Below are 23,836 nucleotides of genomic sequence, written 5' to 3'. Positions count from 1 at the left end.
TTGTGTTTTCTTGCAAGCTGCCGAAATCAGCGTGTTCTCAAAAGTTCGCGTTTGTGGAGCGAAGCGGAACAATGAAAGCCCCAGTGGGGCTTTTAAGCGTTCGAACGGTCTTGCGTAGCAAGATGGAGGGGCCTCGCCCCAACAAGTTCACGTTGACACGGCTCGATTTTTGTGGTAGCCTATCCCAACAATTTAATATAACATATTTACTTAGAGTTCCAGCTCGGCTCCCGAAGGAGCCGGAGCAAGTTTTTAACTTTCTTATCGCTACATAGCAAACCCGAACCAAGGCTATCCCAGAAGGGATGGGCAGGTTCAGGTTGTTGTGTGGCGATTTTTTATTGCCAAATCCAGCACCGTACCTTGAAAACCGCATGACCGTCTGCATGGGATACCCGGCCATGGCCCCGCAAGGGAGAGCCGGAAAACGCCGCCGAAAGGGGGCAGGAAGTCCATGCAGAGAGAACGGCATAAGAACAATGATATTCTATTTCATTTCAGAAAGGATGGTTTGCCTATGACAAAACTGAGCCAGCTTATGCGCGCTGCCGGGTACACCGATATAGAGCGCGGCGAACGTGGCAGCACCGAAGAACACCTGACCGTCACCCAGTTCAAAGTTCAACGGGAGCAGGAGCGTCTGGGCAGCCTATCCGCCAAGATCGACCAGAAAGAGCAGCACCTTACCCAGACCAGTAAAGCCCTTTCAAAAAAGGAGAAAGAGCTTGCCGTCGTTCAGAAGAAAACTGTTATTATAAAAGATGCTCTCATCCACGCACAGGACGTGGAATCCTTGGGCAAGCGTACCCTGCTGGGCAACTATTCGCTGACCGAAGAAGAATTATCCTCCCAGAAAAAGCAGGCAGCACACGGCTATGTCGTAGATGTTGAGAACCGCCAACTGAAACAGCAGTTGGCGGCTGCCAAACGGGATTGCGCCGAATGGCAAACCCGTTACCGTGACCTGCGGAATGATGTCCAACCCTATCTGAACGCTTTGCTCCACGCCCCAGAGCGTGTGCGTAATTTTCTTGAAAATCTTCTCTCCCAGAAACCGGAGCGCACAGCGAGCAGCCCCAAAGACCGCCATCACGAGCAGAACGCTGAGCTTTAACAAACCAGATGTGAAAAAGGAGACTTGCCTATGACAAAAAACCGCACCACCACTATCCCCAGCAATACCACCTCTGTGAAATGCAAAGATTATACGAATAAATCCTTGCAAATGGACTCGAACCTCGCTACAATGGAGATGTCTAAATCCCCTGCCATTGAATCTTCTGACCAGACCAAAGCAGCCAAGCACGAACCTCTTGTTTACCGGGTGGAGGAGATTGCCCAGCTTTTGGCGATTTCTCCCCGTGCGGCGTACAACCTGTGCAACACCACGAAGGATTTTCGGGTGCTGCGCATCGGCACCAGCATCCGGGTGAACAAGCAGAGCTTCGACAGCTGGTTTGCGGCAGTCTGAGGGAGGTAATCTATGGCATCTATCATGAAGCGCGGAGATTCCTACTCCGTCCGTTACAAGTACAAAGACCATTCCGGCAAGCCCTGCGAGGGATGGGAGAGTTTCAAGACCAAGAAGGAGGCGCAGGAGCGCAAGATCACGGTGGAGAAGGAACTGCTGGATGGTACCTTCCTCGTGCCCGACACCATGACGGTCGAGGAGATGCTGTACAAGTGGATCCCCATTCAGTCCAGCAAACACAAGTGGTCTCCCAAGACCTACACCCAGTCCGTAGCGATGGTGCAGAACCTTATCGTGCCGTATATCGGGAAGCGGAAGGTACAGGAGCTGCGCACCTACGACATTGAGAAGTTCTATGCTACCCTTGCCAAGACCCCCTGCGGGCAGTACGTTCATGGCGTAAAGCAGGCCCTGACCGAAAAGCAGAAGAAGCGGCTGCTCTCCAGCACCTCTATCCACGAAGTCCACACGCTGCTCAAGACCGCATTTTCCTATGCGGTGGAATGGGACTTGATCCACAAGGTTCCTCTGCCCCGTGATGCGCCCAAGGTCAACATCGAAGAACGCACCATCTTGGACGAGAAAACCATGCTGGCAGCCTTGCAGACCATCGAGAACCCCGCCCTGCAATGGTGACTTCAAGTCTGTTCAGGGCAACACAGGTCATGCGACAGCGTCTGTCCTGATGGACACCTACACCCACACGCAGGACAAGCCCCGGCTGGAACTGACCGAGAAGATCGAAGCAAACATCTATTCCCAAGACCTGACCCCGGCAGCACCGCAGCAGCCCCCGGAAAGCAAACAGCCGGTGGCAACAAAAATCTCTGGTAAGGAGATCCTTGAAGCCATCCGGCTGATGGACGCAGACGAACGCAGAGAATTGACGAGAGCCTTGTTCGCCTAAAATTTCTTCTTTTTATGCAAAGGAAAGCAGGCTGTGCAAACCTTGCGTAGAAACGCCCTTGATTCGGGCAAATGTGCAAACGGTGTGCAGAAAGTGAGCAGCCGCTTTCTTACATAAAGAAAGAACGCCAAATCTTACGATTTGACGTTCAATATCTGGTGCACCTCGCGCACTCATATCCGAACTTTTCTCCGCTTTCACGGCTTCCCCGAAAGCGACCGTTTCTGTACCTTCCTTATAATTAAAGGTAATGAGGACCTTATCATCGTAGAGATAGATGGCATTGATGAAGGTATCCACCAGTGCCTGCCGCTGCTCCGGCTGGGTCATGTCCAGCTTGCGGAAACGAAGCAGCCAAAACCGGACGAACTCTTCTTTCATCCTCGGCTTGGCAAGCCGCTCCTCTGCAATGCGGGCTTGCAGTTCTTTCCGCTGTTCTTCCAGCGCTTCCAGCCGCTCCTTGGTGGAGCTGGTCAGAATGCCCATCTGGATGGCATTCAGCATATTGGTGATGCCAACTTCCGTTTCTTTCAACTGCTTTTCGTAGATGGGCAAATCCGTGCTTTCCTGATTTTGCAGTTCCATGACCTTGGCAATAATGGCATTCATGGAAGCATCATCTTCTACCAGTTTCATGGTTTCGTTGACCACCAAATCTTCCAGCCATTGCTTTCGCACGGTCTTTTTGTCGCAGGTCTTTTTCTTCTTGGCGGCAGCACACTTGTAATAAGTGTACATCCTGCCGGTATGGCTGACACCGCTTTCACCGAACATCAATGCACCACACTTGCCACAGTACAGCTTGGTGGTAAGCAGATAGCTTTCCTCTGCCTTATGACGGGCAGGGGCTTTTTTGTTTTTCACCAGCTTTTCCTGCACCTTGTTGAACAGGTTCGCGTTTGCGGAGCGAAGCGGAGCAATGAAAGCCCCAGTGGGGCTTTTAAGCGACAGAACGGTCTTGCGTAGCAAGATGGAGGGGCCTCGCCCCGACAAGTTCACCTGACACCAATGCCGGAATCGCATTGGGCTGTACCACATCCCGCAGGCGTAATTCGCCGATGTATCGGCGGTTACTCAGCATCCGCTGAATGGTATTATAGGACATTTCCCCACCCAGCGTATTTTTAATGTTATGCTCTTTCAACCAATCACGCAGGTCAGTCATGGTCGCGCCATCTGCATACTTCTGGAATGTCTGCTCCACATACGGAGCCAGCAACGGGTCGGGCTGGTAATGCCGGGTCTCATCAATCATGTAGCCGAACGGAATCGTGCCGCCATTATAAATGCCCTTGAGAGCATTTTCGGTCATACCACGCACGACCTTTTCCGACAGATCAGCCGAGTAATATTCGGCATAACCCTCCAGCACCGATTCCAGAATGATACCCTCCGGGCCAGCCGAAATGACTTCCGTTGCCGATACTAACTTCACACCATTGCGTTTCAGTTGGGTCTTGTACCGGGCACTGTCGTAGCGGTTCCGGGCAAAGCGATCCAGCTTCCAGACAATGATGACATCAAAGATGCCGCGTTCGCTGTCTTTGATCATCTGCTGGAACTGCGGGCGGTTGTCCGTTTTTGCGGAGACGGCACGGTCAATGTAATGCTTCACCACCGTGAAGCCATTCTTTTCCGCATAGGCGGTGCATTCCCGGATCTGACCTTCAATGGATTCCTCGCGCTGGCTGTCAGTTGAATAACGAGCATAGATCACAGCAGTCATGGCAAGCACCTCCATTTATACATCATTGAACGGTGGAGCGTTCTTTCAAATCAGTGTTTCGTATAATTTATATACCATGATTTCTATTATATTTCAAGTATTTCTTGCCCATTTTCCGAAAATAGTCCATTCTCCTGATGCTGTTCCGGAGAATGGACTATTCACTTACAAGTTATCTAACATATCCTTCAACAACTCATGGCAAAGCTGGACGATCTGCACGATTTCTTCTTTGCTGGCCTTGTCGTAATGCACACCAGCTGAAACGACTGCCGGGGTGTATCCAGTCTTTGCAAGTACCTCGCACCATTGCTGGCACAGGATGCCCTCTTTGTGCCTTTCAAACTGGGTCACCGTGATGTTCCCATCCGGAGCTAGAACTCCCACCGCACCGATGTGGGGCTTATCCCCGCCGAAAAGGCCGATCTGCACTCCGCTGTCCGTGATGGTGGCATCCACCGCGATGATTTTCCCCGGAATGTCCGTTCTGCGTGGAAAGTTTTCACTCGTTCATGCCCTCCCACTCGTACAGCTCATTGTCAAGATCGAACTGGCTCAGGATGCGCTGCACTGTGTGGCGCGTCATCTCCTGCACCGTTGCTGGGTGGTTATAGTATGTCTGCATCGGCGGAAGGATCACCACTCCGTATCGGCTTGCTTTGCACAGGTTTTCCAGGTGCAGGGTGGACAGCGGACTTTCCCGCGCCACCAGCACCAGCTTGCGACGTTCTTTCAGCATACAGTCTGCCGCCCGGAGCAGCAAGTTATCGCTGTAGCCGGCCACGATGCCGGCCACGGTTTTCATGCTGCACGGGCACACCACCATACCAAGGCTCTTCCAGCTGCCGCTGGCCGGTGCAGCACCGATGTTCAAATTCTCGTGGGTGAAATCCGCCAACAAAGAAAGCTCTGCAGCCGTTATGCCCATCTCCTGCCGCAGAGTCATTTCGCCGCCACGTGTCAGGATGAGATGGGTCTCCACGTCCGGGTTTGCCTGCAATGCCCGCAGCAGTTCCACCGCCAGCGGCGCACCGGAGGCCCCGGATACGCCAACGACCAGTCGTTTTTTCATGGGTAAATTCCTCACAGTTCAAAATCCGGCAGCCAGTGTTTCGGGTCCACTTCCTTGAAAGCTGCACGCTTGAACTTTTCTTTCAGTGCAAACGGCACCGTGCAGTCAAAGATGGTCTTGGTGGAGCAGCCCACGTCCCGAATCGAGCCTGTATATTCCGGGTAGGAGCTGGGATCCAGCGGATGGCACCGCACACCGGGGATCGTGATGATATCCCGGTCACCCTGAAAGCGGGTGTTCATCGCCCACAGCACATCATTTGTATCAAAGATGTCCACATCCTCGTCCACCAGAATGACGTGTTTCAGCTCCGGGAAGGCACTGAATGCCAGCAATGCGGCCTGCCGCTGCTTGCCCTCGTCGGTGTGGACCGTCTTTCTACACTGCAAAATAGCCATATACTTGCCGCCGCCTGCACGGTGGGAATAGACATTGAGCACCTTGCCGGGCAGAGCCTTGTCGATCAGGTTCAGGATGCTGGCTTCAGTCGGGATGCCAGCCATGTTGACGTGCTCCTCGCTGGGGCCGATGCAGGTCTGCATGATGGGGTGTTTCCGGTGGGTGACGGCCTTGACCTTGAGCAGCCAGCACTCATGACTGGCGTGGCCGTTGTAACCGGGGAACTCCGGCATTGCATAGCCGGTATGGCTGTTCCGATCCTCGATCACATGGTTGCTGCCGGGCACGATCTCGCCCTCGATGACATATTCCGCATTGGCAATGGCGTTTTCTTTCACGGTCAGGCAGGGGCACAACTCTACCGGACGTTTGCGCAGCGCACCGGCGATACTCAGTTCGTTGAAGCCCAGCGGTGTCGTGGGCGGCTCAAAGCAGGCAGTCACCTCGATGGCCGGGTCCACACCGATGGAAACGCTGATGGGCAGCGACCGACCCAGTTCGGTGGCACGCTCTGCCATGGCACCAATGTGACGGCTGCCCGGCTGCAAAAAGATGGAAAGTTCGTCTTTGGACTGGATGCACATCCGGTGGATGGTCACGTCCGAAAGGCCAGTGTCCGGGTGAGTGGCATAGCACATCCCCAGCGTGATATACGGGCCCGCATCCACCGGGGTATTGGTCGGTGCAGGCACCAGCTTGAACAGGTCAAAATCCGGATCCGTAGCTTTGTGTACCACTTCCTGGCAGGGAGCTGGTTTGTCCGTCACCACCGGCTGGATGGGCGCTTTGGCGCACTCACAGAGCAGATGACCCAGTTCTTCCTTTTTCACACCAAACAGATTTGCCACCCGCTGGCGGCTGGCCAGAACGCCGATGGCAACACTGGTGTCCGGGTGACCCTTGATGTTGTGGAACACCATGGCAGGACCGTCCACTTTGGTGGGCCGCATGACCGTGCCGCCTGCGCCCACATAGCGGTACACGCCAGAAAGTTCTGCTTCCGGGTCCACCACCACATCTGTTTCCACCAATTGCCCCGGTGTCTGGCGCAATACTTCCAGTGCCGTGCGCAGATCCAGTATTTCCGTTCTATGATCCATATTCATTACCTTCTTTCTGCTTTTGTAGCCCCAAAATCCCCGGCCTGCCAACGCGGGTCGGGGATTTTCCTGCCTCAGATCTTCAGGGGCTGAATTGCTTTTTTACAATGGCGGCAGCTTTCCCATCGGCCCTGCAGCCGGGATGAGCAGATTTGCACAAACAGGATTTTCGCTTCCCGCTGCAAAGCCGTAAGGATACTGCACAAAGGGCAGTCCGGTGGGCTGTGCCGTGTCGGTCGTCCAGCCGGACTGATAGCGCATCGTCCATGCCCAGTTGCTGTAGCTGCCTGTCAGATTGAATCCATCATCCAGAACTGCGCCCTTATCCTTTACGATCTGAGCCGGTGTTTTGGAAATGCGGTTGCTGTAATTTTTCTGGAACAGAACCGCCTCACCGTTCACGGTCTTTTGCTCCGTCTGGCCCATCCGGGTCTGTACAAATACCACGTTGTGGAGAACTTTCACATTACAATCTGCTTCGCCGTTTGCATCGAAAACCTTTGCAGCGGCTGCATCCGCTGTCAGAGCAGACGTTCCATCCGCATTTTCCATGTAATAATACGTTGTACCGTCCTGCTCTGTGGTCAGCGTATAGGTTGCGGAACCGGCTGCATTCTCATTCATTTCCAGCAGCCCATAATAGTTATAGCAGGTCACAGTGCTATCCACAGCAACACCGCCGCCACCGGTCTGCACCATGTAAGCAGCAACCGAAGCAATATCATAAGTTTTCTGGTACTGGATTCCATTGTGTGACACACAAATCGTCATCTTGTTATAGACCGGTCTGGGTGCCCACTGCTGGTATGTCACAAATATATTGGTTTCCGCTTTGTTGGAAGCTACCGCATACTCCTGCTCGCCATAGGCATTCACCGGTTGCAGGGTATAGGTATCGCCGTAGGCACTCTTCAGCGTGATCTGCACATCCTCAGCGGTCACATCCGCACCGTTGACATACAGCGGCCAGGTAACAGAGAAGTAATCCGTGTAGGTATCGTTCAGATACGGTTTATCCGCAGCAGATTCTGCTCCTTCCGTGTACCATGTCCACTGCGGGACAAGGCTCTGCTGCTTTCCGCTGGTATAAGACGCATCGTAGGTATTCGCTTCATACACATGGCTCAATGCCAGATCGGTTACGGTACGGCCATAGCAGTACACCGTCACCGGGAAGGTCACAGGATCCAGTTCCTTCCCGTCATACCGGATGCCGCTGACCTCAAAGGTAAAGAAATAGTCGCCTGCACCATCTCCGCCCATGATCGACCATTCACGGCCGCTGTTGTAGTCGTTCCAGGTATAGCCCCAGGTGTTCCATTCCAGATCACCGGTATTCAGCGCATAAGTATAGGTGCCATTCTGCCAGGTTCCGTTCAGCGTGCTGGCGGCCGTGCTCAGAACAAATTCATCTGCATGGTAGGTGTTGCCATCCACCAGCCGCACAACAACCTGACTGCTGTCGATCTTGCTGTCGTCAATGTTATCGCCCAGCGAGATCAGTGCACTTCCGGTGTACTGTACCGGATCCAGCTGTACAACCGTTCCGGGCGCATATGTCACACGCTTTCCCGCTTCATTATAATAGTAAATGTTGATGTCACCGGGCCGGATGTCTTTTGCAGGGTCTTTTTCAATGAAGTCTTGTTGCCCGTGTCTGCAAGGCCCAGAATGTTGCTGGTCACGGTCACAGCCGGTTTATTCTGCTGTGCAAAAATGGACAGACAGTTTTCGCTGTTGTCCGGCCCGGCAGCCAGCGCCAGCGTACTCCCGCAGGAGAGCGCCAACGCGGCAGAAAGGAGAAGCGCCAGAGGTTTTCGGATCTGTTTCATATTCAGCTTCCTTTCATTTATGATTTGGTTTTCAGCGGCACAGACCATCGATCCAGTCAAACAATTCGTCCAGATCATAATCGCCGCTGTGGGGCAGGCCCCAGGGATAGGCAAAATCCACATCAAAGCCGTGATTTTGCAGGGTCGTTGCAAGGATAAACGGAATAGCCAGAGAAGTATCCCTGTCATAGGCTCCATGCCGGATGCGCCAGTGCTTTGCCGTATTCGCTTTGCCGATGAAGGTCAGCGGATTCATTTTGGCAATCAACTCCGGTTCGGCCAGCGTACCGCCCGCAGTATCGTGTGCCTGACTGTATGCAGTAAAGTGGCGGCGTTCGACGCTTTCTGTGCCAAATTCTTCGTTTTCCGGCGACATCAGATCCAGTGCGTCAAAGGCCGGTGCCGTTTTCATGCGTAGGATCACAGCCCGGAAACCGTCCCAATCCAGTGCTGTCACTCTGCTATTTTCGATGGTCAGGTACGGCTGCTTTTCCACTTCGCTGCCGTTGACTGCCAGTGCAGACAGCGCCTGCGCGGTATGATGGGTATCGATCTCCCGCTGTGCAGACTGCATCACGGCTGCTTTGACGGCTTCCAGAAAGCTACCGTTCCCGTTTTCGTCCAGTGTCAGCGGACGGCCTGCCGCATCCTTCAACCCAAGACTGTTCAGGTAGGCAGGGAACAGCGCTTTCAGCTCGCAGGAAGTCTGTTTTTGCTGCTCGGTCTGCGTGCCGGTCGTGCCTTTCTGGACGATCTTACCGTCTTTCACACTCATACGCAGGGTGCTGAAATCATCATAGCCGCAGAACATCCATTCGTAGGCCGTATCCGCATTTTCCAGATTGTGGATGGGGCAGAAGCAGTTGGCAGCAAAGACATCGTCTCGTTCTTCCAGTGCACCGATCGCAGCCAGTTCTGCGGCATATTCCGGGCTGTTCCCGCTGGCACCAGCCAGCGCCGACAGCGCACCGCCTGCACTGGTACCGTTGGTAATGATACGTTCCGTGTCACCGGGCAGCTGTGCCTTGTTGTGCCGCAGCCAGCGGATGCCTGCTTTCAGGTCCACCACAAATGCCGGGGCTTTGCCCACGCTGCGACCGGTTTCCGCTTCGGATTCCGCTGCTTTTGAGCCTTCAAAGAATTCCGTATTCCGGTGACCGGAGGTGCGGCCACGCACACCAATGCAAGCTACAACATAGCCATGCGCCAGCGCACAGAGTGTTGCATTCGGACGGCCAAAGCGATCCGGCCCGGGACAGTCCGCCGGGCCGGGCAGATAACCGCCCACCGTATTCGGTAGAAAAATGGGAGCCGTTTGCAGGGTATACCCGTTGTGCTGCGCACCTGCGTAATAATCCGCCAGCACATAAAGATTCAGCTTCTGGATCGGGTCAACGGGTGCAGCGCAGCATTCCAACCCTTCGTAGGCGCGATATCGCACCGTGATCTCCTCCAGCGTGCATTCCTTCACAGCATATCCAGCCGGATCAAAACACAGAGCGTTTGCCATAAAAATTTTCTCTCCTCTTATCATCATTCTGTAGATTCGCCTCTCACCACCTTGCATCCTGCGCGGCAGCATAGAAGATATTGCCATATTTTCCGGGGTGCTCCAGCGGGCGGCCTGCAAACCCCGGCACGCCCATCATCTGCATCGGAACGACGGCATCCCGGCCTGCCAGAATGTCTTCTGTCAACGTCAGATTGTCCCGCAGGATGCGCTTATCGGACCAGAACGTGCCATGGTTCCGCAGCACAGTATCAAATTGACCTTCCCATGTCTGCAATTTCCGCAAGGCCTCTGCATAGATTGGCAGCATCTCCCGCTTGAGCAGGGTCATTTCTCCGCAGGCATCCCCGAAGATGGCAATGCGATCCTCCGGAATGAGGAATACCATCATGCCGGCAGTATGCCCCGAGACCGGGATCACCTGCACCCGAACCCCGCCCAGATCCAGCACCGTGTTATCTTCCAGCGGACGATATGGTTCCGTGCGGCTGGGCTGCAACAGTTCCGGCGCAAACCCTTCCGGTGCGCCGCCCGGCCCGCCAAGGATCTCATCATACCGGCGCTGCCAGACATTATGCTGCTTTTCCAGCGCAAAGTCCGCCGGACTCAGATACACCGTTTCAAACTGCACCGAACCGCCCGCATGATCCAGATGGCCGTGGGACAACCAGACTTGATAGGGTGTCGCGACTTTCTGCTCCACAAATCCTTTCAGATCGCCGATGCCGAAGCCTGTGTCCAGCAGGACCGCTTCGTGCGTGCCCTGTACCAGATAGACGCATACGCCGCAGGGTAGAATTATCCGATTGAGGTGCCGGGATACCGGCTGAAATTTGAACGCTTGCATCGTACCCCCCTGTTTTCTGAAAATGACCAAAGGGGCAGACCGGGGAAAGTTCCCTTGGTCTGTCCCCTCGGAGCAAATGATATCAGAGTTTCTTCTCTGCCTCGAAATCGTAGGTGATCCACTGGACGATGAAGCAAAACAGCATGCCGATGCCGGTGCCGATCAGTGCCTTGATGAGGTCGCTCATGTCACCGGTCGGGTTGACGTAGTTTGCAAAGCCGAAGATGCCGCTGCCACCGAACAGATAGATCTTGGTGCGCAGCGCGCCCATCACAGCACCGCCCACAGCACCGGACAGGATGTTGATGACGTAGGGCTTTTTCAGCGGGATGAGGATGGAGTACATCAGAGGTTCGCCAACGCCGCACACCTGCGAAATGAAGGAGGGCAGTGCCAGATCGCGCACTTTTTTGCTGCGGGTGCGCAGGGTGATGCACAGGCCCTGTGCTACGCCGATCATCGGGCCGATGCCTCCGGAAGCCATGATATAGTCAAAGCCGTTGATGCCGATGTTAGACAGCGCCAGAGAGATGATGACCCAGTGCAGGCCGAACATGACCAGCACGCCGAAGCCGCCGCCGACCAGTGCACCGGCAATGATACCGCCGACAACGCCCATCTCATACAAGTTCTTCACCAGCATGAAGATCGCACCGCAGATGCCCTGCGAGACCGGGCCAATGACGATATAGGTCAGCGGGACGGTGATCAGCAGCACCAGCACCGGGGTCAGAATGCTGCGGATCGCTTCCGGCAGGGACTTTTTGAAGGCCTTTTCCAATTTGGAGGCCACATAAACGGCTAGCATGATGGGGATGATACTTGAAGTGTAGCCGCTGCCCGGCATGATGATGGGGATGCCGAACAAGGTATTATAATAGTCCATGGCAAACGGCGTGTCTGCCAGGATCGTACCCGCCACTTCCATCGTGGAGCCGATGTTTACCATGGCCGGATAAACCAGTGCTGTGCCGATCGCCGCGCCCAGGTATTCCGAGCACTTGAAACGGCGGGCTGCCGAGAAGCCCAGCAGGATGGGCAGGAAGTAGAAGAAGCCGTCACCGACTGCATACAGCAGCATGTACACGCCGCTGGTGGTCGAGACCCAGCTCAGCGATGCAAACAGCGAGATCACGCCTTTGATGATACCGGCTGCGGTCAGGATGCCCAGGGTCGGTGCCAGAACACCGGACATGGTATTCATCAGCGTATTGATGGGGTTGTGCTTCTGCCCATCTGCCACATCATTTTCCGCTGCCGCAGTGCTGATGCCGTAGGTCTCGCAAATCAGATCGTACAGGGCATCCACCTTGCTGCCGACCACGACCTGACATTGTCCGCCAGCCATGATCAGCTGGATCACGCCCTGTGTTTTGCGCAGGGCATCCTGATCCACCTTGGATTCATCTTTCAGGGTAAAGCGCAACCGTGTAAAGCAGTGCGCCAGATTGACTACATTTTCTTTGCCGCCGACATTTTGCATGATCGATGCGGCCAGAGCATCGTATTTGTTTGCCACTTTGCATTTCCTCCTGTTTCAGATGTGTCAGCTGCCCGGGCTTGTGAATATAATATACAAAATATTTCAAGATTTGTAAATATGACTTTCATGCAAAGATTTTGCTTTTTCTTTGCCATCTTGCACAATTTCATTGGATATCTCCTTGCTTCGTTTCTTTTTGACGGACCATTCCCCGAACAAATGTTATCCGCTGCCGTTTCTGTATGAAAGTTTCATTCAAAGGAAGCCTACGGATTGTATTTCTGCAAAATTCTGCTAAACTTATCTTATCGTATCATCCGAAAGAAAGGTATCTACTATGAATCCGTTGCAGCGCATGGAGCTTCACAAAGCCACCTTTACCCAGAACGATCAAATCATTTACGATCATATCATGCAGGATCCCTCTGCGATCACCCATATGTCCACCAGTACACTTGCCGAATTGTGTGGCGTTTCTCAGCCTGCTTTATCCCGGTTTGTCAAGAGCTTGGGGTACTCCCGTTATCAGGATTTCCGTGCAGAACTGATTAGCATGGTTGCACAGCAGACAGAACAGGCCGAACAGGGGCAGGAGCATCTTTTGTATTTCAGCCAGCTGTATCATCTTCTCCACGAAACAGAGCAGCTGCTCACTGCGGAGTATCTGCATGATCTGGCAAACTACCTACGCCAGTTTCCCCGCATCTTTGCCAGCGGCATCGGCAAAAGCCGTCATGCTGCTGAACTGTTGGAGATCCTGATGCGGAAACACAAACGCTTTGCACAGGCGGTCAGCCATGACGCATTGAACGAATTGACGGATTACATGGAATCCGATGATCTTCTGGTCATTTTTTCCGTAAGCGGCGGTGAACACATCATGGAAGAGGCTCTGCGTGCGAACGGAAAAGTTATGCTGGTTGCTGCCAAACCAGATCCACGCTATACCAATAAGGTGGATAAGCTTGTCGTGCTCCCCCACCTTTCTTCCAACCCCGAGGCAGATCCCATTTCTCCGGTGCTGTTCGACATCTTTGTGGAACTGCTGGTGGAGTATCTGTAACCACACTACATTAGCCTATTCTTCTATCATATCTCTTACCAAGCGGACAGGAATATCTCTGTCCGCTGTTTTCATTTCTATCGCGTCATAAGTCTTACTTCTACCGTTTTACCTCAATAAATTTTGCAAAAACATCTTGACGCACCTGCGCTTCCATGATACCCTCTATTCCAAATCCTGCCTGAAAAGTGGTGGTTCTCACCATGATAACCACCACTTTCAGCGGATGATTGCCCAGAAAGAACGTACCGCCCCGCAACACACCCGATCGTTTTGCCGTCTGTTTCACCCGACAAAATCCTTCGCCTGTACTGCGTGGGCGGTATTTTCTTTTTGGGGAAGCCGTACCTTGAGAATTTCATGAGCCGTCCGAGCGTGATACCGGCTTTTCGGCCAACGCCGCTGCAAAACAGGGGCAGGAACTTCGTTCGGAGCAAACGGTGATCAACATACACGAGCAGCGGAACTCTCTACTTATTTTTGCGTCTTAACAATTCGGAAACATTTGTTGAAAATGCGTTTTGAGCGCAGCGGTAGAGGGCAAGAACCGTCCCGTGGCCACAAATTTTCAATTCTTGAAAATGTTGTGCTCCACCGGGACTTCACTTCTGCAATGCGATTTCCGAAGTGATCTTGTTGGGGCGTACCTGCCCCAAACCCTGCTCATATTCGCACCTTGCGGTGCGAAAGAACGGCGTGTCGTGCTTACATAACTTCACCGAGGAGTTATCGAACAGACAGGAGGTACAATGACCAAAACGAATGTTCAATCGACCCCTAGCAATTCCCAGCACCACGACACGCCGAACAACAAAACGCACGTCATCAAGTTCCGTGTGACAGCGGAGGAAAAAGCGTCACTGGAACTCACTTGCAAACTCCTGAATCTCTCCCTCTCCACTTTTATCCGCCGAGCCATTCACAACGTCAAGATCGAGAAAACGGTCATCGTTGCAGGCGGCGGAGAAGAAACCCTGACCGCTGTTTCCACCTTGCTTGCCCAGTGCAGCAAGGTGGGCGGCAACCTCAACCAGCTTGCAAGGCACTTCAATTCCGGCGGTGCGGACACCGAGCAGATCCGGGCGAAACTCCTTGACGAACTTGCAGACCTGACCGCATTTCGGCTGCACGCCGAGAAAGTTCTGGGTGAACTGTATGGCAACGCTCAAGCATATCGCCTCTAAAAACTCGGACTACACCGCCATCGAAGCGTACCTCGTTTACCAGCACGATGAATTTTCCGGCAAGGTAATTCTGGACGAACAAGGCCGACCCATGCTGCGGGATTCGTACATCCTCGATACCCTTGAGTGCGGTGATTTCTCATTTGCAACGGCCTGTCTGCTGGCAAACCGCAAGTATGGCAAGAACACCCAGCATGGTGATATTAAAAGCCACCAGTATATCATCAGCTTTGACCCAAGAGATGCAGCCGACAACGGCTTGACCATGGAAAAGGCACAGGCACTTGGCCTGAAATTCTGCGAAGAAAACTTCCCCGGTCATCCTGCCATCGTCTGCACCCACCCGGATGGGCACAACCATTCGGGAAACATCCATGTCCACATCGTGATCGGCAGCATCCGAACACGAGAAGTGGAACGCAAGCCCTATATGCAGAAGCCCCGCGACTGGCTAGAGGGTATGAAGCACTCCAGCACGGCCCAGACCATGCGGCACTTGCGTGTCGAGGTCATGGAGCTGTGCGAGGGTGCCGGACTGTACCAGATCGACCTGCTCAACGGCTCGAAAGAGCGCGTAAGCGAAGCTGAGTATTGGGCGCGCAGGCGCGGCCAGTTGAAACTTGACCGTGAAAACGCAGGCCTCGCCGCAACCGGACAGCCGCCCAAGCAGAAGAAGTTTGAAACCATAAAAGACACTTTGCGGAAGCAGATTTCGTCTGTGCTGTACCGTGCTACCAGCTTTGAAGATTTCTCGGACAGGCTCTTGCAGCAGTACGGCATTACCGTCAAGGAAAGCCGTGGACGGCTCAGCTATCTGCCTGCTGGAAGGACAAAGTTCATCCGGGCAAGACATCTCGGTGACAAGTTCGATAAGGCGGCAGTGCTTGCCACGTTGCAGGCAAACACCGAGCGCAAACCCAAGGCGCAGTTCAAGCAGGATACCATCGGGAAACTGATCGACATCCAGTCGAGGATGACCGAGGGCAAGGGCATCGGCTATAAGCGTTGGCTCACGAAACACAATCTCAAAGTTATGGCACAGGCCGTGAAGCTTCTGCAGGAAAAGGGCTTGACCGACGAGGACGCCCTGAACCAGCGCATCGCTGAACTGGAAACCAAGTATCACGACTCGCTGGCGGTGGTGAAAGACCTCGAAGGCCGCATGAAAGCCAACAAAGAGCTGCGCTATCATGTCGCAGCCTACGCCAGCACCAAGAGCGTCGCACAGCAGTTAAAGACTGCCAAACGACCCGCAGCCTTTGAGGAGCAGCATCGTGCAGAGCTGACAGCGTACCGGGCGGCAGCAGCCTATTTCAAGGCAAACGACATCACCAAGCTGCCCAGCCCGAAAAAGCTGGAAGCCGAGTATGCGCAACTGGCATCCGAAAAGGCAAAGTTCTATGAGCAGTACAAGGAAACAAAGGAAAAACTGCTCAAGCTGAAAACCGCAAAGCAGAATGTTGCGTCCTTTTTCCGGGAGGAAGAACCGGCGCAGCAGGAGAGATAAAGGAGTGTGCGTATGATCAACCTGAAAATCGACCCGGAGTTCCAGTCTCAGATTCCTCCTCTGACCGATGATGAATTTAAGCAGCTTGAAGAAAACATCCTCAAGGAAGGCAAGCTGCTCTCTCCTTTGATCGTTTGGAACAACACCCTTGTTGACGGCCACAACCGTTATGCCATTCTCCAGAAGCATCCTGAGATTTACTTTTCCACCATGCCGCTCCGATTTGAAAGCAGAGAAGAAGTCCTCGCATGGATCTGCAAGAATCAGTTGGGGCGACGCAATCTCACGCCGGAGCAGAAGAAGTTCCTTGTTGGAAAGCAGTACAGCATGGAGCATCGGAAGCCCGGTGGAAACGGCAACAACCAGCACACGGCTGCTGCCAAGAAAACCGCCCCGGAGGAATTGTGTCAATTTGACACAATTCCTCCCACTGCCACAGAAGCAAGCGTTCGTAAGCAGATTGCAGAGCGGAACAATGTCAGCGAATCCTACGTTGCCCGTTCTGAAAAGTTCATGCGGGGCGTGGAGATCATGGAGCAGATGATGCCCGGTACAAAAGAAAAGATCCTGTCCGGGCAATTCAAAGTCCGTGATGCCGATATGCACCGCCTCGCCAGAGCTGATTTTCCGAACCGCAAGCAGATCGTGCACGAGATTCTGCACCCGGAAGACCGTCCCGCTCCGCAGTCGAGCTACTCACACTACTCTGGAATCAACTACTCTGCGCTGGAAGTCGCCGTCCGGCGGATTCAGCAGGACTTTGATTTTTTGATGAGATACTTGCCTAAGCTACCGGACGATTCCTACGCCAAAACTGAAACGCTAAAAATCCTCAAGCAGCACAAAGCGTATATGGCACAGTTTGAAGAAATGCTGAACGATAAAGAAATCGCATAACGACAGGCACTTGTAAGCCATCAACGAGCCACCAGCCGCAAGTGCAGGGCAGAAAACATCCGCGCCCTTGCGCCTGATAAGAAATTGGAACTTTGATTTTCTCGCCCGGCTTTGCCACGGTGGGACGATCAAAGGAGCGTGCGTTTGAACAAAAAGAAAAAGTCCACAAACACTTCCCCCTATCCCGATGAAGTCATCGACCGTCTGGCACGGGCATTCTACCCGGCCATCCTTGCCTGCTGGAACAGCGAGGAAGGCCAGCGGGAGTTTGCCGCATGGCAGGCGGAGCAGGCTCATCACACCACCAGCAAAGAAAAACAGAGCGTTCCCGACGGGGAACGCCCTGTTGTACATATCGCTGTTGTCTGTGGTCTTTGGCAGGGTGCGTCCTATTCAGGGACGCACCCTGTTTTTGTTTTGCCTTATTTTCCCTTGTTCCGCAGTTCTTTTTTCGTTGCCCACAGACTGTAAGCGCAGGCAATCACCTCGGACACCCAAAACGCAAACCACGCCCTGTCGATGCCCATGGTGCGGATGAGGAGCCACAGGCAGGGCACCAGCACCACCAGTTGCCGCAAGGCAGCGCCGATCATATTGACCACGCCGTTGCCAAGACCAGAGGCAAAGTAGCCGCACAATATGGTGATGACCGCAAACAGGAAGGTCACCGAGATGATGCGCAGAGCGGGCACACCGAAAGCCAGCATCTCGTCACTGGCAGAGAACAGCCCCAGCAGCTGCGCCGGGAACAGCAGAAACACCGCCGTGCCGCACAGGGCAAATACCACGCCGGTGGGCAGCAGCACCTTCCATGCCTGCTTTACCCGGTGGGACTGCCCACTGCCGTAGTTGAAGCCTACCACCGGGATGGCTGCCTGTCCCAGACCATTTACCGGCATCATCAGGAAGTTTTGCAGCTTATAGTAGATGCCGAAGAACGCCACTGCCGTAGAGGACACCCCCAGCAGAATGCCGTTGACTGCAAAGGTCATGACGCTGCCGATGGCCTGCATCACGATGGTGGGCAGACCCACCCGGTAGATATCGGCCACATCCTGCCACAGAAAGCGGTAGCCCTTCAGCCGGACGTGAATGACCGGGTTTTTGACACGATTGAACCATAGCGCCGCCGCTGCACCGATGAGTTGCCCGATGACGGTGGCAATGGCTGCGCCCCGGATGCCTATGGCCGGGCAGCCTAGCAGACCGAAGATCATAATGGGGTCGAGAATAATGTTGACCACTGCGCCGATGATGAGGGAGACCATAGACAGCACCGTGTCACCCACAGCCTGCAAAAGCCGCTGCCCGTAGGTCTGCAGAAAGATGCCCCAGCAGAACACAAGGTTCACCGAGAGGTATTCCCGGCAGAGCTGCTGCAATTCGGGATCGTTGGTCAAGGCGGCAGCGATCTGGTTCGAGAACAGCAGCCCCACCAGCGTAAACACTAGCGAAGTGCCCAGCATCAGAAACAGCCCGGTGGTGGCGGCACGGCAGGCTTCCTCCGGCTTTTTCTGCCCCAGCTTGCGGGAGAGCAGGGCGTTCAGACCAACGGCGGTGCCCACACCGATGGCGATCATCAAAAACTGGATGGCATATACAAGAGAGGCGGCAGTCAGGGCAGTTTCCGACAGATGCGCCACAAAAATACTATCCACGATGTTGTACAGCGATTGGATGAGCAGTGACAGCATCAGCGGCACTGCCATAGTGTACAGCAGGGGGCGGATGGGCATTTCTGCCAGTTTGTTTTTCGGGTTCATAGGTCCTTCTTTTTCGGGCAAACAAAAAAGCGTGAAATCGTTGAGGGGTAGCATCTCCTCAGGATTTCACGCTTTGTAAGCCGGCTTTTTGTATTCTTAACGGAAGGTATTATACCGGAGTTTTTTCAAAATTGCAAGAAGAATTTTGAAAAAATCACAGCAGTGCGTTTTCCAGATCGCTCAGCATTTCGCTCAGTGCCTGAATGCCGCCCTCTGCGGTGTACCAGACATTCGGGTGTGCCAGATAAACGACGTGGCCGTTCTTGTAAGCATCTGTGCTCTTGACCAGCTCGTTTTCCAGGATCTCCTGTGCCATCTGTGCGCCATCGGTGCCAATGGCTGCATCACGGTCCATGGCGAAGATGTAGTCGGGGTTCTTGTCCACAATGAACTCGAAGGAAGCCTCGTTGCCGTGGGTCGAAGTGTCGATATTGGCATCTACGCCGATGTTCTCAAAGCCGATCTCCTTGCCGATGATGGAGCAGCGGCCATCGTTGCCCAGAACATTGAAGCTGCCGCTGGTGGTCATGCCGACGATGGCAGTCTTGCCCTCTGCAAAGGCTTTCAGGGCGTCAATGCGGCTGTCAAAATCCGCCATCAAAGCTTCCACGTGGTCTTCCAGACCAAAGATAGAAGCGATGGTCATGGCGTTTTCACGGGTGCTTTCCACAACGCCTTTTTCGGCGTCGGTCGCAAGGAAAACAACGGGTGCGATCTCGCACAGGGCATCATAGGATTTGGACAGGCGTCCGCCGATAAAGATGATGTCCGGCTCGCAAGCCATGACTGCTTCCATATCGGCTTCCTTGATGTTGCCAAGGTTCGCAATGCTGTCATCGGTGACATAGCTCTGAAGATAGTCCAGAGAGGTGGATGCCGTGCCGACCACACGGTCGCCAACGCCCAGTTCATCCAGAATGTCCAGAGAAGCAAGTTCGAGGATTGCAATGCGCTGCGGGTCAAAGGGCACTTCCACATCTACCAGTTCCTTTGCACCGTTGAACGCCTTGATGGTCACAGATTCCGGCACCGCTTCCGAAGAGGCTGCGGCTTCGCTGGATGCAGCCACAGAGGATGCCACGGAGCTTGCCGTGGAGGAGGAAGCGCCGCAGGCGGCGAGAACACCCGCTGCACTCACAGCGGCCATAGCGGTCAAAAACGAACGACGAGAAATTTTCTTCATAAGAATGCTCCTTTTTAAAAAGTACTGAAATCAATAATATATCGACAAAGGCTTGCCTTCGATCTGCATGATCTCAAAGTCTACCTTGTAGATATCGGACAGGTTTTCTTTGGTGATCACTTCCTGCACGGTGCCAAACTTTGCGATTTTTCCATCCACAAAGGCACAGATGTAGTCGGAATAAAACGCAGCATAGTTGATCTCGTGCAGAACAAGGATCACCGTCTTGCCCAGCTCATCGCACAGGCGGCGGACGATGCGCATGAGGTTGGTTGCGTGGTAAATATCCAGATTGTTGGTCGGTTCATCCAGCAGGATATACTCGGTATCCTGCGCAATGACCATGGCAATATAGGCACGCTGCCGCTGACCGCCGGACAGTTCATCGATGAACTGCTCCTCAAAATCGCCCAGTTCCATGTAGGCAATGGCACGGTCAATGATCTCGTTGTCCTCTTGGGTCAGCCGCCCGCCGGAGTACGGAAAGCGGCCAAATGCAACCAGCTCCCGGACGGTCAGCTTCATCTGGACATTGTTGGCTTGGGTCAGGATGGCGAGCCGCTTGCTCAGCTCCCGGCTTTTCCAGCGCGTGATCTCCGTCCCCTCAAAATCCACAATTCCGCTGTCCCGTGCGATCAGGCGGGACAACATTCCCATCACGGTGGATTTTCCCGCACCGTTCGGACCGATAAGGGAAAGGACTTTGCCTTTCGGAATCTCAAAACTCACGCCATCGACAACGGCTTTGCCATCGTAGCGTTTGGTGATCTCTTTTACAAACATGGTGTTATGCCTTTCTCTGGGTGAGCAGCAGATACAGGAAATACACGCCGCCGCCCACGGTGATGAACACGCTGACCGGAACCGAGTAAACGAACACCCGTTCCACCAGAAGCTGTCCGCCGATCAGAACGACCATACCGAACAAAACAGAGCCGGTGATGAGCTGGCTGTGCCGGTAGGTGCGCAGGAACTGCCGGGAAAGGTTGGCAATGATAAGCCCCAGAAATGCCAGCGGCCCGACCATAGCGGTGGCTGTTGCAATGTACAGTGTGACCCCCAGCAGCAGCCGGCGGATGCAGCGGTCATAGTCCACGCCCAGATTGATGGCCTGATCTTTGCCCAGTGTCAGAACGTCCAGCAGCGCAAGCTCCTTTCGGAGGGCAAAGGCGACCAGCGCCAGAACCGCAACGGACAGTACCAGAATCGCCGAATTGACATTGGAAAAGCTGGCAACCAGATCCGTCAGCAGCGTGTCGTACTCGTTGGGGTCCATCACACGGGTCAAGGTCGTCTGGATGCTGGAAAAGAACGAGGTCAGCACCGTGCCGATAAGCAGAACGTACAGAACATTGTGGTTCGTTTTCTGGAACAAATAGCTGTAAATTACGGTGGCAACAGCGCCCATAATGGCAAGGTCTACCGCAAAGGCTGCGTTGGCATTGACCGCCAGAAAGCTGCCCGAACCCGCCACAAAGAACACCGCTGTGTGGATCAGCGAATAAAGCTGGTCCATACCCAGCAGGCAGGGCGTGACGATGGTGTTGTTGATGATGGACTGAAACACGATGGAAGCACTTCCAATGGCAAATGCCGTGATGAGCATGGCGATCAGCTTGGGTGTGCGGATACGCATGGCGTAGGCAAATAATTTTTGGTTTTCAAAGTGGACACCCACTGTCATATAGCCTACGCAGGCCAGCAGAACAAGAAGCAGAAGGATCAGCAGTCGCAGATGGTTTTTGTGCGTTTTCATGCTGCACCTCCGGTTTTCTTGGCCGCTTTGCCCAGCCGGACTGCCTTGCGTCCATGCCGAAGCCGATACAGCAGCAGACCGACAAACAGGATACTGCCGATAACGCCAACTATCAGCTCGATGGGCAGCTCGTAGGGATAGATCACAACCCGCCCGATCATATCGCAGACCAGCACGAACACAGCGCCAAACAGAGCGGTATCCACCAGCGTTCCGCGGATCTGGTCACCCTTGAACATTGCTACGATATTGGGCACGATGAGGCCGATGTAGGAGATCGAGCCGACCACGACAACAACGGATGCCGTGATCATGGCAGCAATGGTCAGCCCCATAAACAGCACCAGATCATACGGAACGCCGAGGTTCTGAGAAAAATCTTTTCCCATGCCCACGATATTGAAGTGGTTGGCAAATACAAATGCCAGAACCACCAGCGGTACCGTCAGCCAGACAAGCTCATACCGCCCACGAATGACGGTGGAAAAATGACCGACCAGCCAGCTGGAAAGAGCCTGTGTCATTTCATATTTGTAGGCAAGATAATTGGTAACACCCATTACGATGTTGGAGAACATGATGCCGACCAGCGGGACCATGACAACATCCTTGAACTGGATACGCTGGATGAACCAGACAAAGACCCATGTACCCAGAACGGCACAAACGAAGGAAAAGGCAGCACGTCCCCACAGGGTAGAACCCGGTGCAAACAGCAAAGCCAACAGAATGCCAAACTGTGCAGAAGAGATCGTCGCGCCTGTGGTGGGCGAAACAAACTTGTTCATACAGAGCTGCTGCATGATAAGCCCCGCCACGCTCATGCCGATGCCTGTGCAGAGGATGGCAAGCAGACGCGGCAGGCGGGAGATCAGAAAGATCTCCCATGTTTCCACGCTGCCTGTAAGCAGGTCAGAAGGCCGGATGTCCAGCACCCCGACAAACAAAGAACAAACCGAAAGAATCATCAGCAGAACGCCGAGAAAAACAGTGGAACGATGATTACGAATGAAAAGCCCTCCTCAAGATTAGTGCAAACTAACTTTTTGAAAATAAAAAGAGAACGCCTGCGTGTGAAGAAACTGGTCTTACGTGTTCACACACAGCGCGTTCTGCTGAAGGGATTATATCATAAGGCATCGATGGGTTTCAAGTGGCAAACTCTCACGAAGGTTTTTCGTAACAAACCGCCATGCTTTGTTAATTCCTACAAAGTTGCTCCGATTTATATACGCACCAAAAAGTATAGGATTGAATTTTAAAATATACGATAAAAAATGCAAAAAATAAATGCAAAGGCGATTCTTCACAAAAAGCGCCCTTGCATTTATTGGTAAAAATCACCATGCGGCTTTAGCGCAAAATCTCCAGCAAACGCCTGCCGGCTTCCTGCTGCGATTCCCCAAACGCCACCGCCAGCTCCTCCCGCAGGACACGCTCTACCATCTGGTAAAAGTACGCATCCATAGCGTTGATCTTCCGGCCACGGCTTTGCTGCTGGGTCTGTTTTTGTCCCAGCTCCTTGAACAGGGTCAGGTACTGGTAAAAATCATTGGTGTGCAGCAGCGCCTGATAGTGTTCTGCCAGCGCCGTCTGAATTCCCGTAGGGATGGGCAGCGTCTCCGCTTTGATCCGTGCAAGGTCGGCTGCTGCCTGCTGTGCCGGGGTCACCGGGCGCAGAACACCCTCTTTTGCCGTGGGGATATAGCTGCGGTCGTGGGAATCCGAAAAATAGGGCCGGAGGGTGTAATACTCTCTGGCGGGCTCATCACAAAAGTGCCGCAGCCCGACCCCTTCCACCTCGTGCACTCCCAGATTTCCGTAGACCACCAGCGCTCCCGCCTGAAACCGTGACATGGTATTGCCTCTTTCCCTTGTATGAAAAGGCTGCAAAAACAGACTTTCCAGCGTAATTTTACTTTTTACTTTATTGTACCACGGTAGGTTGGCGGGCTTCAAAGGACATCTTTCACAAAGTTTTCCTCGTGCAATCTGCGCAGAATGCCCAGTACAATTCTTGTGCAAAACTGCCTTTGCAAATTCCAGACAGGCAGGCTATAATGATTTCGTACAACGAGTAGCACTCATGCGTAAAACCGGTTGCATGAGGGCTGCCCGTTGTTTTTATTTGCCCCA

The 23,836-nt window shown here is 53.6% G+C and carries 24 protein-coding genes and 1 pseudogene; 9 read left to right on the top strand and 16 right to left on the bottom strand.

Going from position 1 to position 23,836, the window contains the following annotated elements; translation table 11 throughout:
• Positions 1-517 precede the first annotated feature (517 nt).
• From ACNQFG_RS05815 to ACNQFG_RS05800, 4 genes are read left to right on the top strand one after another with little or no spacing between them, the layout of a single operon-like run.
• Positions 518-1,114, top strand: coding sequence for a hypothetical protein (locus ACNQFG_RS05815; RefSeq protein WP_423406310.1), 597 nt, complete (start codon positions 518-520; stop codon positions 1,112-1,114).
• Between the two features lie 30 nt (positions 1,115-1,144).
• Positions 1,145-1,471, top strand: a complete 327-nt coding sequence (locus tag ACNQFG_RS05810) for a helix-turn-helix domain-containing protein (RefSeq protein WP_423406309.1) — start codon at positions 1,145-1,147, stop codon at positions 1,469-1,471.
• Between the two features lie 12 nt (positions 1,472-1,483).
• On the top strand, positions 1,484-2,107 hold the full coding sequence (locus ACNQFG_RS05805; RefSeq protein WP_423406308.1) for a hypothetical protein: 624 nt from the start codon (positions 1,484-1,486) through the stop codon (positions 2,105-2,107).
• Positions 2,108-2,156: 49 nt separating this feature from the next.
• Positions 2,157-2,378, top strand: coding sequence for a hypothetical protein (locus tag ACNQFG_RS05800; protein WP_423406307.1), 222 nt, complete (start codon positions 2,157-2,159; stop codon positions 2,376-2,378).
• A 12-nt stretch (positions 2,379-2,390) separates the two neighbouring features.
• On the opposite strand, the pseudogene ACNQFG_RS05795 reads toward ACNQFG_RS05800, so the two are convergent.
• The 9 genes and pseudogenes from ACNQFG_RS05795 to ACNQFG_RS05755 all read right to left on the bottom strand — a co-directional run bounded on the left by ACNQFG_RS05795 (position 2,391) and on the right by ACNQFG_RS05755 (position 12,383).
• Positions 2,391-4,104: pseudogene (locus ACNQFG_RS05795) on the bottom strand (recombinase family protein).
• 165 nt (positions 4,105-4,269) lie between these two features.
• The gene (locus ACNQFG_RS05790; protein WP_423406306.1) at positions 4,270-4,563 is read right to left on the bottom strand and encodes a hypothetical protein; all 294 of its coding nucleotides are present in this window, start codon (positions 4,561-4,563) and stop codon (positions 4,270-4,272) included.
• A 43-nt stretch (positions 4,564-4,606) separates the two neighbouring features.
• Positions 4,607-5,176, bottom strand: coding sequence for a UbiX family flavin prenyltransferase (locus ACNQFG_RS05785; RefSeq protein ID WP_417945249.1), 570 nt, complete (start codon positions 5,174-5,176; stop codon positions 4,607-4,609).
• A gap of 11 nt (positions 5,177-5,187) precedes the next feature.
• Positions 5,188-6,675 (bottom strand): UbiD family decarboxylase, encoded by a 1,488-nt coding sequence (locus ACNQFG_RS05780; protein ID WP_418521666.1) that lies wholly within the window; start codon positions 6,673-6,675, stop codon positions 5,188-5,190.
• A gap of 102 nt (positions 6,676-6,777) precedes the next feature.
• A complete protein-coding gene (locus tag ACNQFG_RS05775; RefSeq protein WP_423406305.1) occupies positions 6,778-8,238 on the bottom strand; it encodes a hypothetical protein in 1,461 nt (486 codons plus the stop codon).
• Positions 8,235-8,507: a hypothetical protein gene (locus ACNQFG_RS05770; protein WP_423406304.1), complete on the bottom strand. Its 273-nt coding sequence runs from the start codon at positions 8,505-8,507 to the stop codon at positions 8,235-8,237. The genes ACNQFG_RS05775 and ACNQFG_RS05770 overlap by 4 nt, the downstream gene beginning before the upstream one ends.
• Before the next feature lie 31 nt (positions 8,508-8,538).
• Entirely contained in the window at positions 8,539-10,017 is a 1,479-nt protein-coding gene (locus tag ACNQFG_RS05765; RefSeq protein WP_418521662.1) for a subtype B tannase, read from the bottom strand.
• A 43-nt stretch (positions 10,018-10,060) separates the two neighbouring features.
• Positions 10,061-10,864 carry an MBL fold metallo-hydrolase gene (locus ACNQFG_RS05760; RefSeq protein ID WP_417945241.1) on the bottom strand — a complete coding sequence of 268 codons (804 nt, stop codon included), beginning with the start codon at positions 10,862-10,864 and terminating at the stop codon, positions 10,061-10,063.
• Positions 10,865-10,946: 82 nt separating this feature from the next.
• The gene (locus ACNQFG_RS05755) at positions 10,947-12,383 is read right to left on the bottom strand and encodes a PTS transporter subunit EIIC (RefSeq protein ID WP_418521660.1); all 1,437 of its coding nucleotides are present in this window, start codon (positions 12,381-12,383) and stop codon (positions 10,947-10,949) included.
• A gap of 301 nt (positions 12,384-12,684) precedes the next feature.
• Here ACNQFG_RS05755 and ACNQFG_RS05750 point away from each other — a divergent pair, with 301 nt between their 5' ends.
• Positions 12,685-13,410 (top strand): MurR/RpiR family transcriptional regulator, encoded by a 726-nt coding sequence (locus tag ACNQFG_RS05750; RefSeq protein WP_418521658.1) that lies wholly within the window; start codon positions 12,685-12,687, stop codon positions 13,408-13,410.
• Positions 13,411-13,510: 100 nt separating this feature from the next.
• Here ACNQFG_RS05750 and ACNQFG_RS05745 read toward each other — a convergent pair whose 3' ends face one another.
• Entirely contained in the window at positions 13,511-13,699 is a 189-nt protein-coding gene (locus ACNQFG_RS05745; protein ID WP_423406303.1) for a hypothetical protein, read from the bottom strand.
• A gap of 460 nt (positions 13,700-14,159) precedes the next feature.
• On the opposite strand from ACNQFG_RS05745, the gene ACNQFG_RS05740 reads away from it, so the two are divergent.
• The 4 genes from ACNQFG_RS05740 (at position 14,160) to ACNQFG_RS05725 (ending at position 17,469) form a co-directional block, all read left to right on the top strand.
• Positions 14,160-14,594, top strand: coding sequence for a plasmid mobilization protein (locus tag ACNQFG_RS05740; protein WP_423406302.1), 435 nt, complete (start codon positions 14,160-14,162; stop codon positions 14,592-14,594).
• Positions 14,566-16,101 carry a relaxase/mobilization nuclease domain-containing protein gene (locus ACNQFG_RS05735; protein ID WP_423406301.1) on the top strand — a complete coding sequence of 512 codons (1,536 nt, stop codon included), beginning with the start codon at positions 14,566-14,568 and terminating at the stop codon, positions 16,099-16,101. Before ACNQFG_RS05740 ends, ACNQFG_RS05735 begins: the two co-directional genes overlap by 29 nt.
• A 12-nt stretch (positions 16,102-16,113) precedes the next feature.
• Positions 16,114-16,998, top strand: coding sequence for a hypothetical protein (locus ACNQFG_RS05730; RefSeq protein WP_423406300.1), 885 nt, complete (start codon positions 16,114-16,116; stop codon positions 16,996-16,998).
• 138 nt (positions 16,999-17,136) lie between these two features.
• Complete coding sequence (locus ACNQFG_RS05725) at positions 17,137-17,469, top strand: transposase (protein WP_423406299.1); 333 nt, start codon at positions 17,137-17,139, stop codon at positions 17,467-17,469.
• Here ACNQFG_RS05725 and ACNQFG_RS05720 read toward each other — a convergent pair.
• The 6 genes from ACNQFG_RS05720 to ACNQFG_RS05695 all read right to left on the bottom strand — a co-directional run bounded on the left by ACNQFG_RS05720 (position 17,421) and on the right by ACNQFG_RS05695 (position 23,557).
• Complete coding sequence (locus tag ACNQFG_RS05720) at positions 17,421-18,761, bottom strand: MATE family efflux transporter (protein WP_423406298.1); 1,341 nt, start codon at positions 18,759-18,761, stop codon at positions 17,421-17,423. The two genes, ACNQFG_RS05725 and ACNQFG_RS05720, sit on opposite strands and share 49 nt — an antisense overlap.
• A 154-nt stretch (positions 18,762-18,915) precedes the next feature.
• Positions 18,916-19,944, bottom strand: coding sequence for a siderophore ABC transporter substrate-binding protein (locus tag ACNQFG_RS05715; protein ID WP_423406297.1), 1,029 nt, complete (start codon positions 19,942-19,944; stop codon positions 18,916-18,918).
• Between the two features lie 30 nt (positions 19,945-19,974).
• Positions 19,975-20,727 carry an ABC transporter ATP-binding protein gene (locus tag ACNQFG_RS05710; RefSeq protein WP_215666621.1) on the bottom strand — a complete coding sequence of 251 codons (753 nt, stop codon included), beginning with the start codon at positions 20,725-20,727 and terminating at the stop codon, positions 19,975-19,977.
• Positions 20,728-20,731: 4 nt separating this feature from the next.
• A complete protein-coding gene (locus ACNQFG_RS05705; RefSeq protein WP_423406296.1) occupies positions 20,732-21,700 on the bottom strand; it encodes an iron chelate uptake ABC transporter family permease subunit in 969 nt (322 codons plus the stop codon).
• Entirely contained in the window at positions 21,697-22,668 is a 972-nt protein-coding gene (locus tag ACNQFG_RS05700) for an ABC transporter permease (protein WP_423406295.1), read from the bottom strand. The genes ACNQFG_RS05705 and ACNQFG_RS05700 overlap by 4 nt, the downstream gene beginning before the upstream one ends.
• 385 nt (positions 22,669-23,053) lie before the next feature.
• A complete protein-coding gene (locus tag ACNQFG_RS05695; protein WP_412600665.1) occupies positions 23,054-23,557 on the bottom strand; it encodes a CarD family transcriptional regulator in 504 nt (167 codons plus the stop codon).
• Positions 23,558-23,836: the final 279 nt, after the last annotated feature.

Origin of the sequence: Faecalibacterium prausnitzii (assembly GCF_049532945.1) — a bacterium.
GTDB classification, from domain to species: domain Bacteria; phylum Bacillota; class Clostridia; order Oscillospirales; family Ruminococcaceae; genus Faecalibacterium; species Faecalibacterium prausnitzii_N.
This window is presented reverse-complemented; position numbering and strand designations above follow the sequence as displayed.

What these genes read in the sequence shown, in the direction of transcription:
- ACNQFG_RS05695 (WP_412600665.1), bottom strand. Translation starts at nt 23,557, where the DNA reads ATGTCACGGTTTCAGGCGGGAGCGCTGGTGGTCTACGGAAATCTGGGA.
- ACNQFG_RS05710 (WP_215666621.1), bottom strand. Translation starts at nt 20,727, where the DNA reads ATGTTTGTAAAAGAGATCACCAAACGCTACGATGGCAAAGCCGTTGTC.
- ACNQFG_RS05770 (WP_423406304.1), bottom strand. Translation starts at nt 8,507, where the DNA reads ATGAAACAGATCCGAAAACCTCTGGCGCTTCTCCTTTCTGCCGCGTTG.
- ACNQFG_RS05815 (WP_423406310.1), top strand. Translation starts at nt 518, where the DNA reads ATGACAAAACTGAGCCAGCTTATGCGCGCTGCCGGGTACACCGATATA.
- ACNQFG_RS05800 (WP_423406307.1), top strand. Translation starts at nt 2,157, where the DNA reads ATGGACACCTACACCCACACGCAGGACAAGCCCCGGCTGGAACTGACC.
- ACNQFG_RS05760 (WP_417945241.1), bottom strand. Translation starts at nt 10,864, where the DNA reads ATGCAAGCGTTCAAATTTCAGCCGGTATCCCGGCACCTCAATCGGATA.
- ACNQFG_RS05785 (WP_417945249.1), bottom strand. Translation starts at nt 5,176, where the DNA reads ATGAAAAAACGACTGGTCGTTGGCGTATCCGGGGCCTCCGGTGCGCCG.
- ACNQFG_RS05730 (WP_423406300.1), top strand. Translation starts at nt 16,114, where the DNA reads ATGATCAACCTGAAAATCGACCCGGAGTTCCAGTCTCAGATTCCTCCT.
- ACNQFG_RS05780 (WP_418521666.1), bottom strand. Translation starts at nt 6,675, where the DNA reads ATGGATCATAGAACGGAAATACTGGATCTGCGCACGGCACTGGAAGTA.
- ACNQFG_RS05700 (WP_423406295.1), bottom strand. Translation starts at nt 22,668, where the DNA reads ATGATTCTTTCGGTTTGTTCTTTGTTTGTCGGGGTGCTGGACATCCGG.
- ACNQFG_RS05720 (WP_423406298.1), bottom strand. Translation starts at nt 18,761, where the DNA reads ATGAACCCGAAAAACAAACTGGCAGAAATGCCCATCCGCCCCCTGCTG.
- ACNQFG_RS05735 (WP_423406301.1), top strand. Translation starts at nt 14,566, where the DNA reads ATGGCAACGCTCAAGCATATCGCCTCTAAAAACTCGGACTACACCGCC.
- ACNQFG_RS05740 (WP_423406302.1), top strand. Translation starts at nt 14,160, where the DNA reads ATGACCAAAACGAATGTTCAATCGACCCCTAGCAATTCCCAGCACCAC.
- ACNQFG_RS05765 (WP_418521662.1), bottom strand. Translation starts at nt 10,017, where the DNA reads ATGGCAAACGCTCTGTGTTTTGATCCGGCTGGATATGCTGTGAAGGAA.
- ACNQFG_RS05805 (WP_423406308.1), top strand. Translation starts at nt 1,484, where the DNA reads ATGGCATCTATCATGAAGCGCGGAGATTCCTACTCCGTCCGTTACAAG.
- ACNQFG_RS05705 (WP_423406296.1), bottom strand. Translation starts at nt 21,700, where the DNA reads ATGAAAACGCACAAAAACCATCTGCGACTGCTGATCCTTCTGCTTCTT.
- ACNQFG_RS05750 (WP_418521658.1), top strand. Translation starts at nt 12,685, where the DNA reads ATGAATCCGTTGCAGCGCATGGAGCTTCACAAAGCCACCTTTACCCAG.
- ACNQFG_RS05715 (WP_423406297.1), bottom strand. Translation starts at nt 19,944, where the DNA reads ATGAAGAAAATTTCTCGTCGTTCGTTTTTGACCGCTATGGCCGCTGTG.
- ACNQFG_RS05810 (WP_423406309.1), top strand. Translation starts at nt 1,145, where the DNA reads ATGACAAAAAACCGCACCACCACTATCCCCAGCAATACCACCTCTGTG.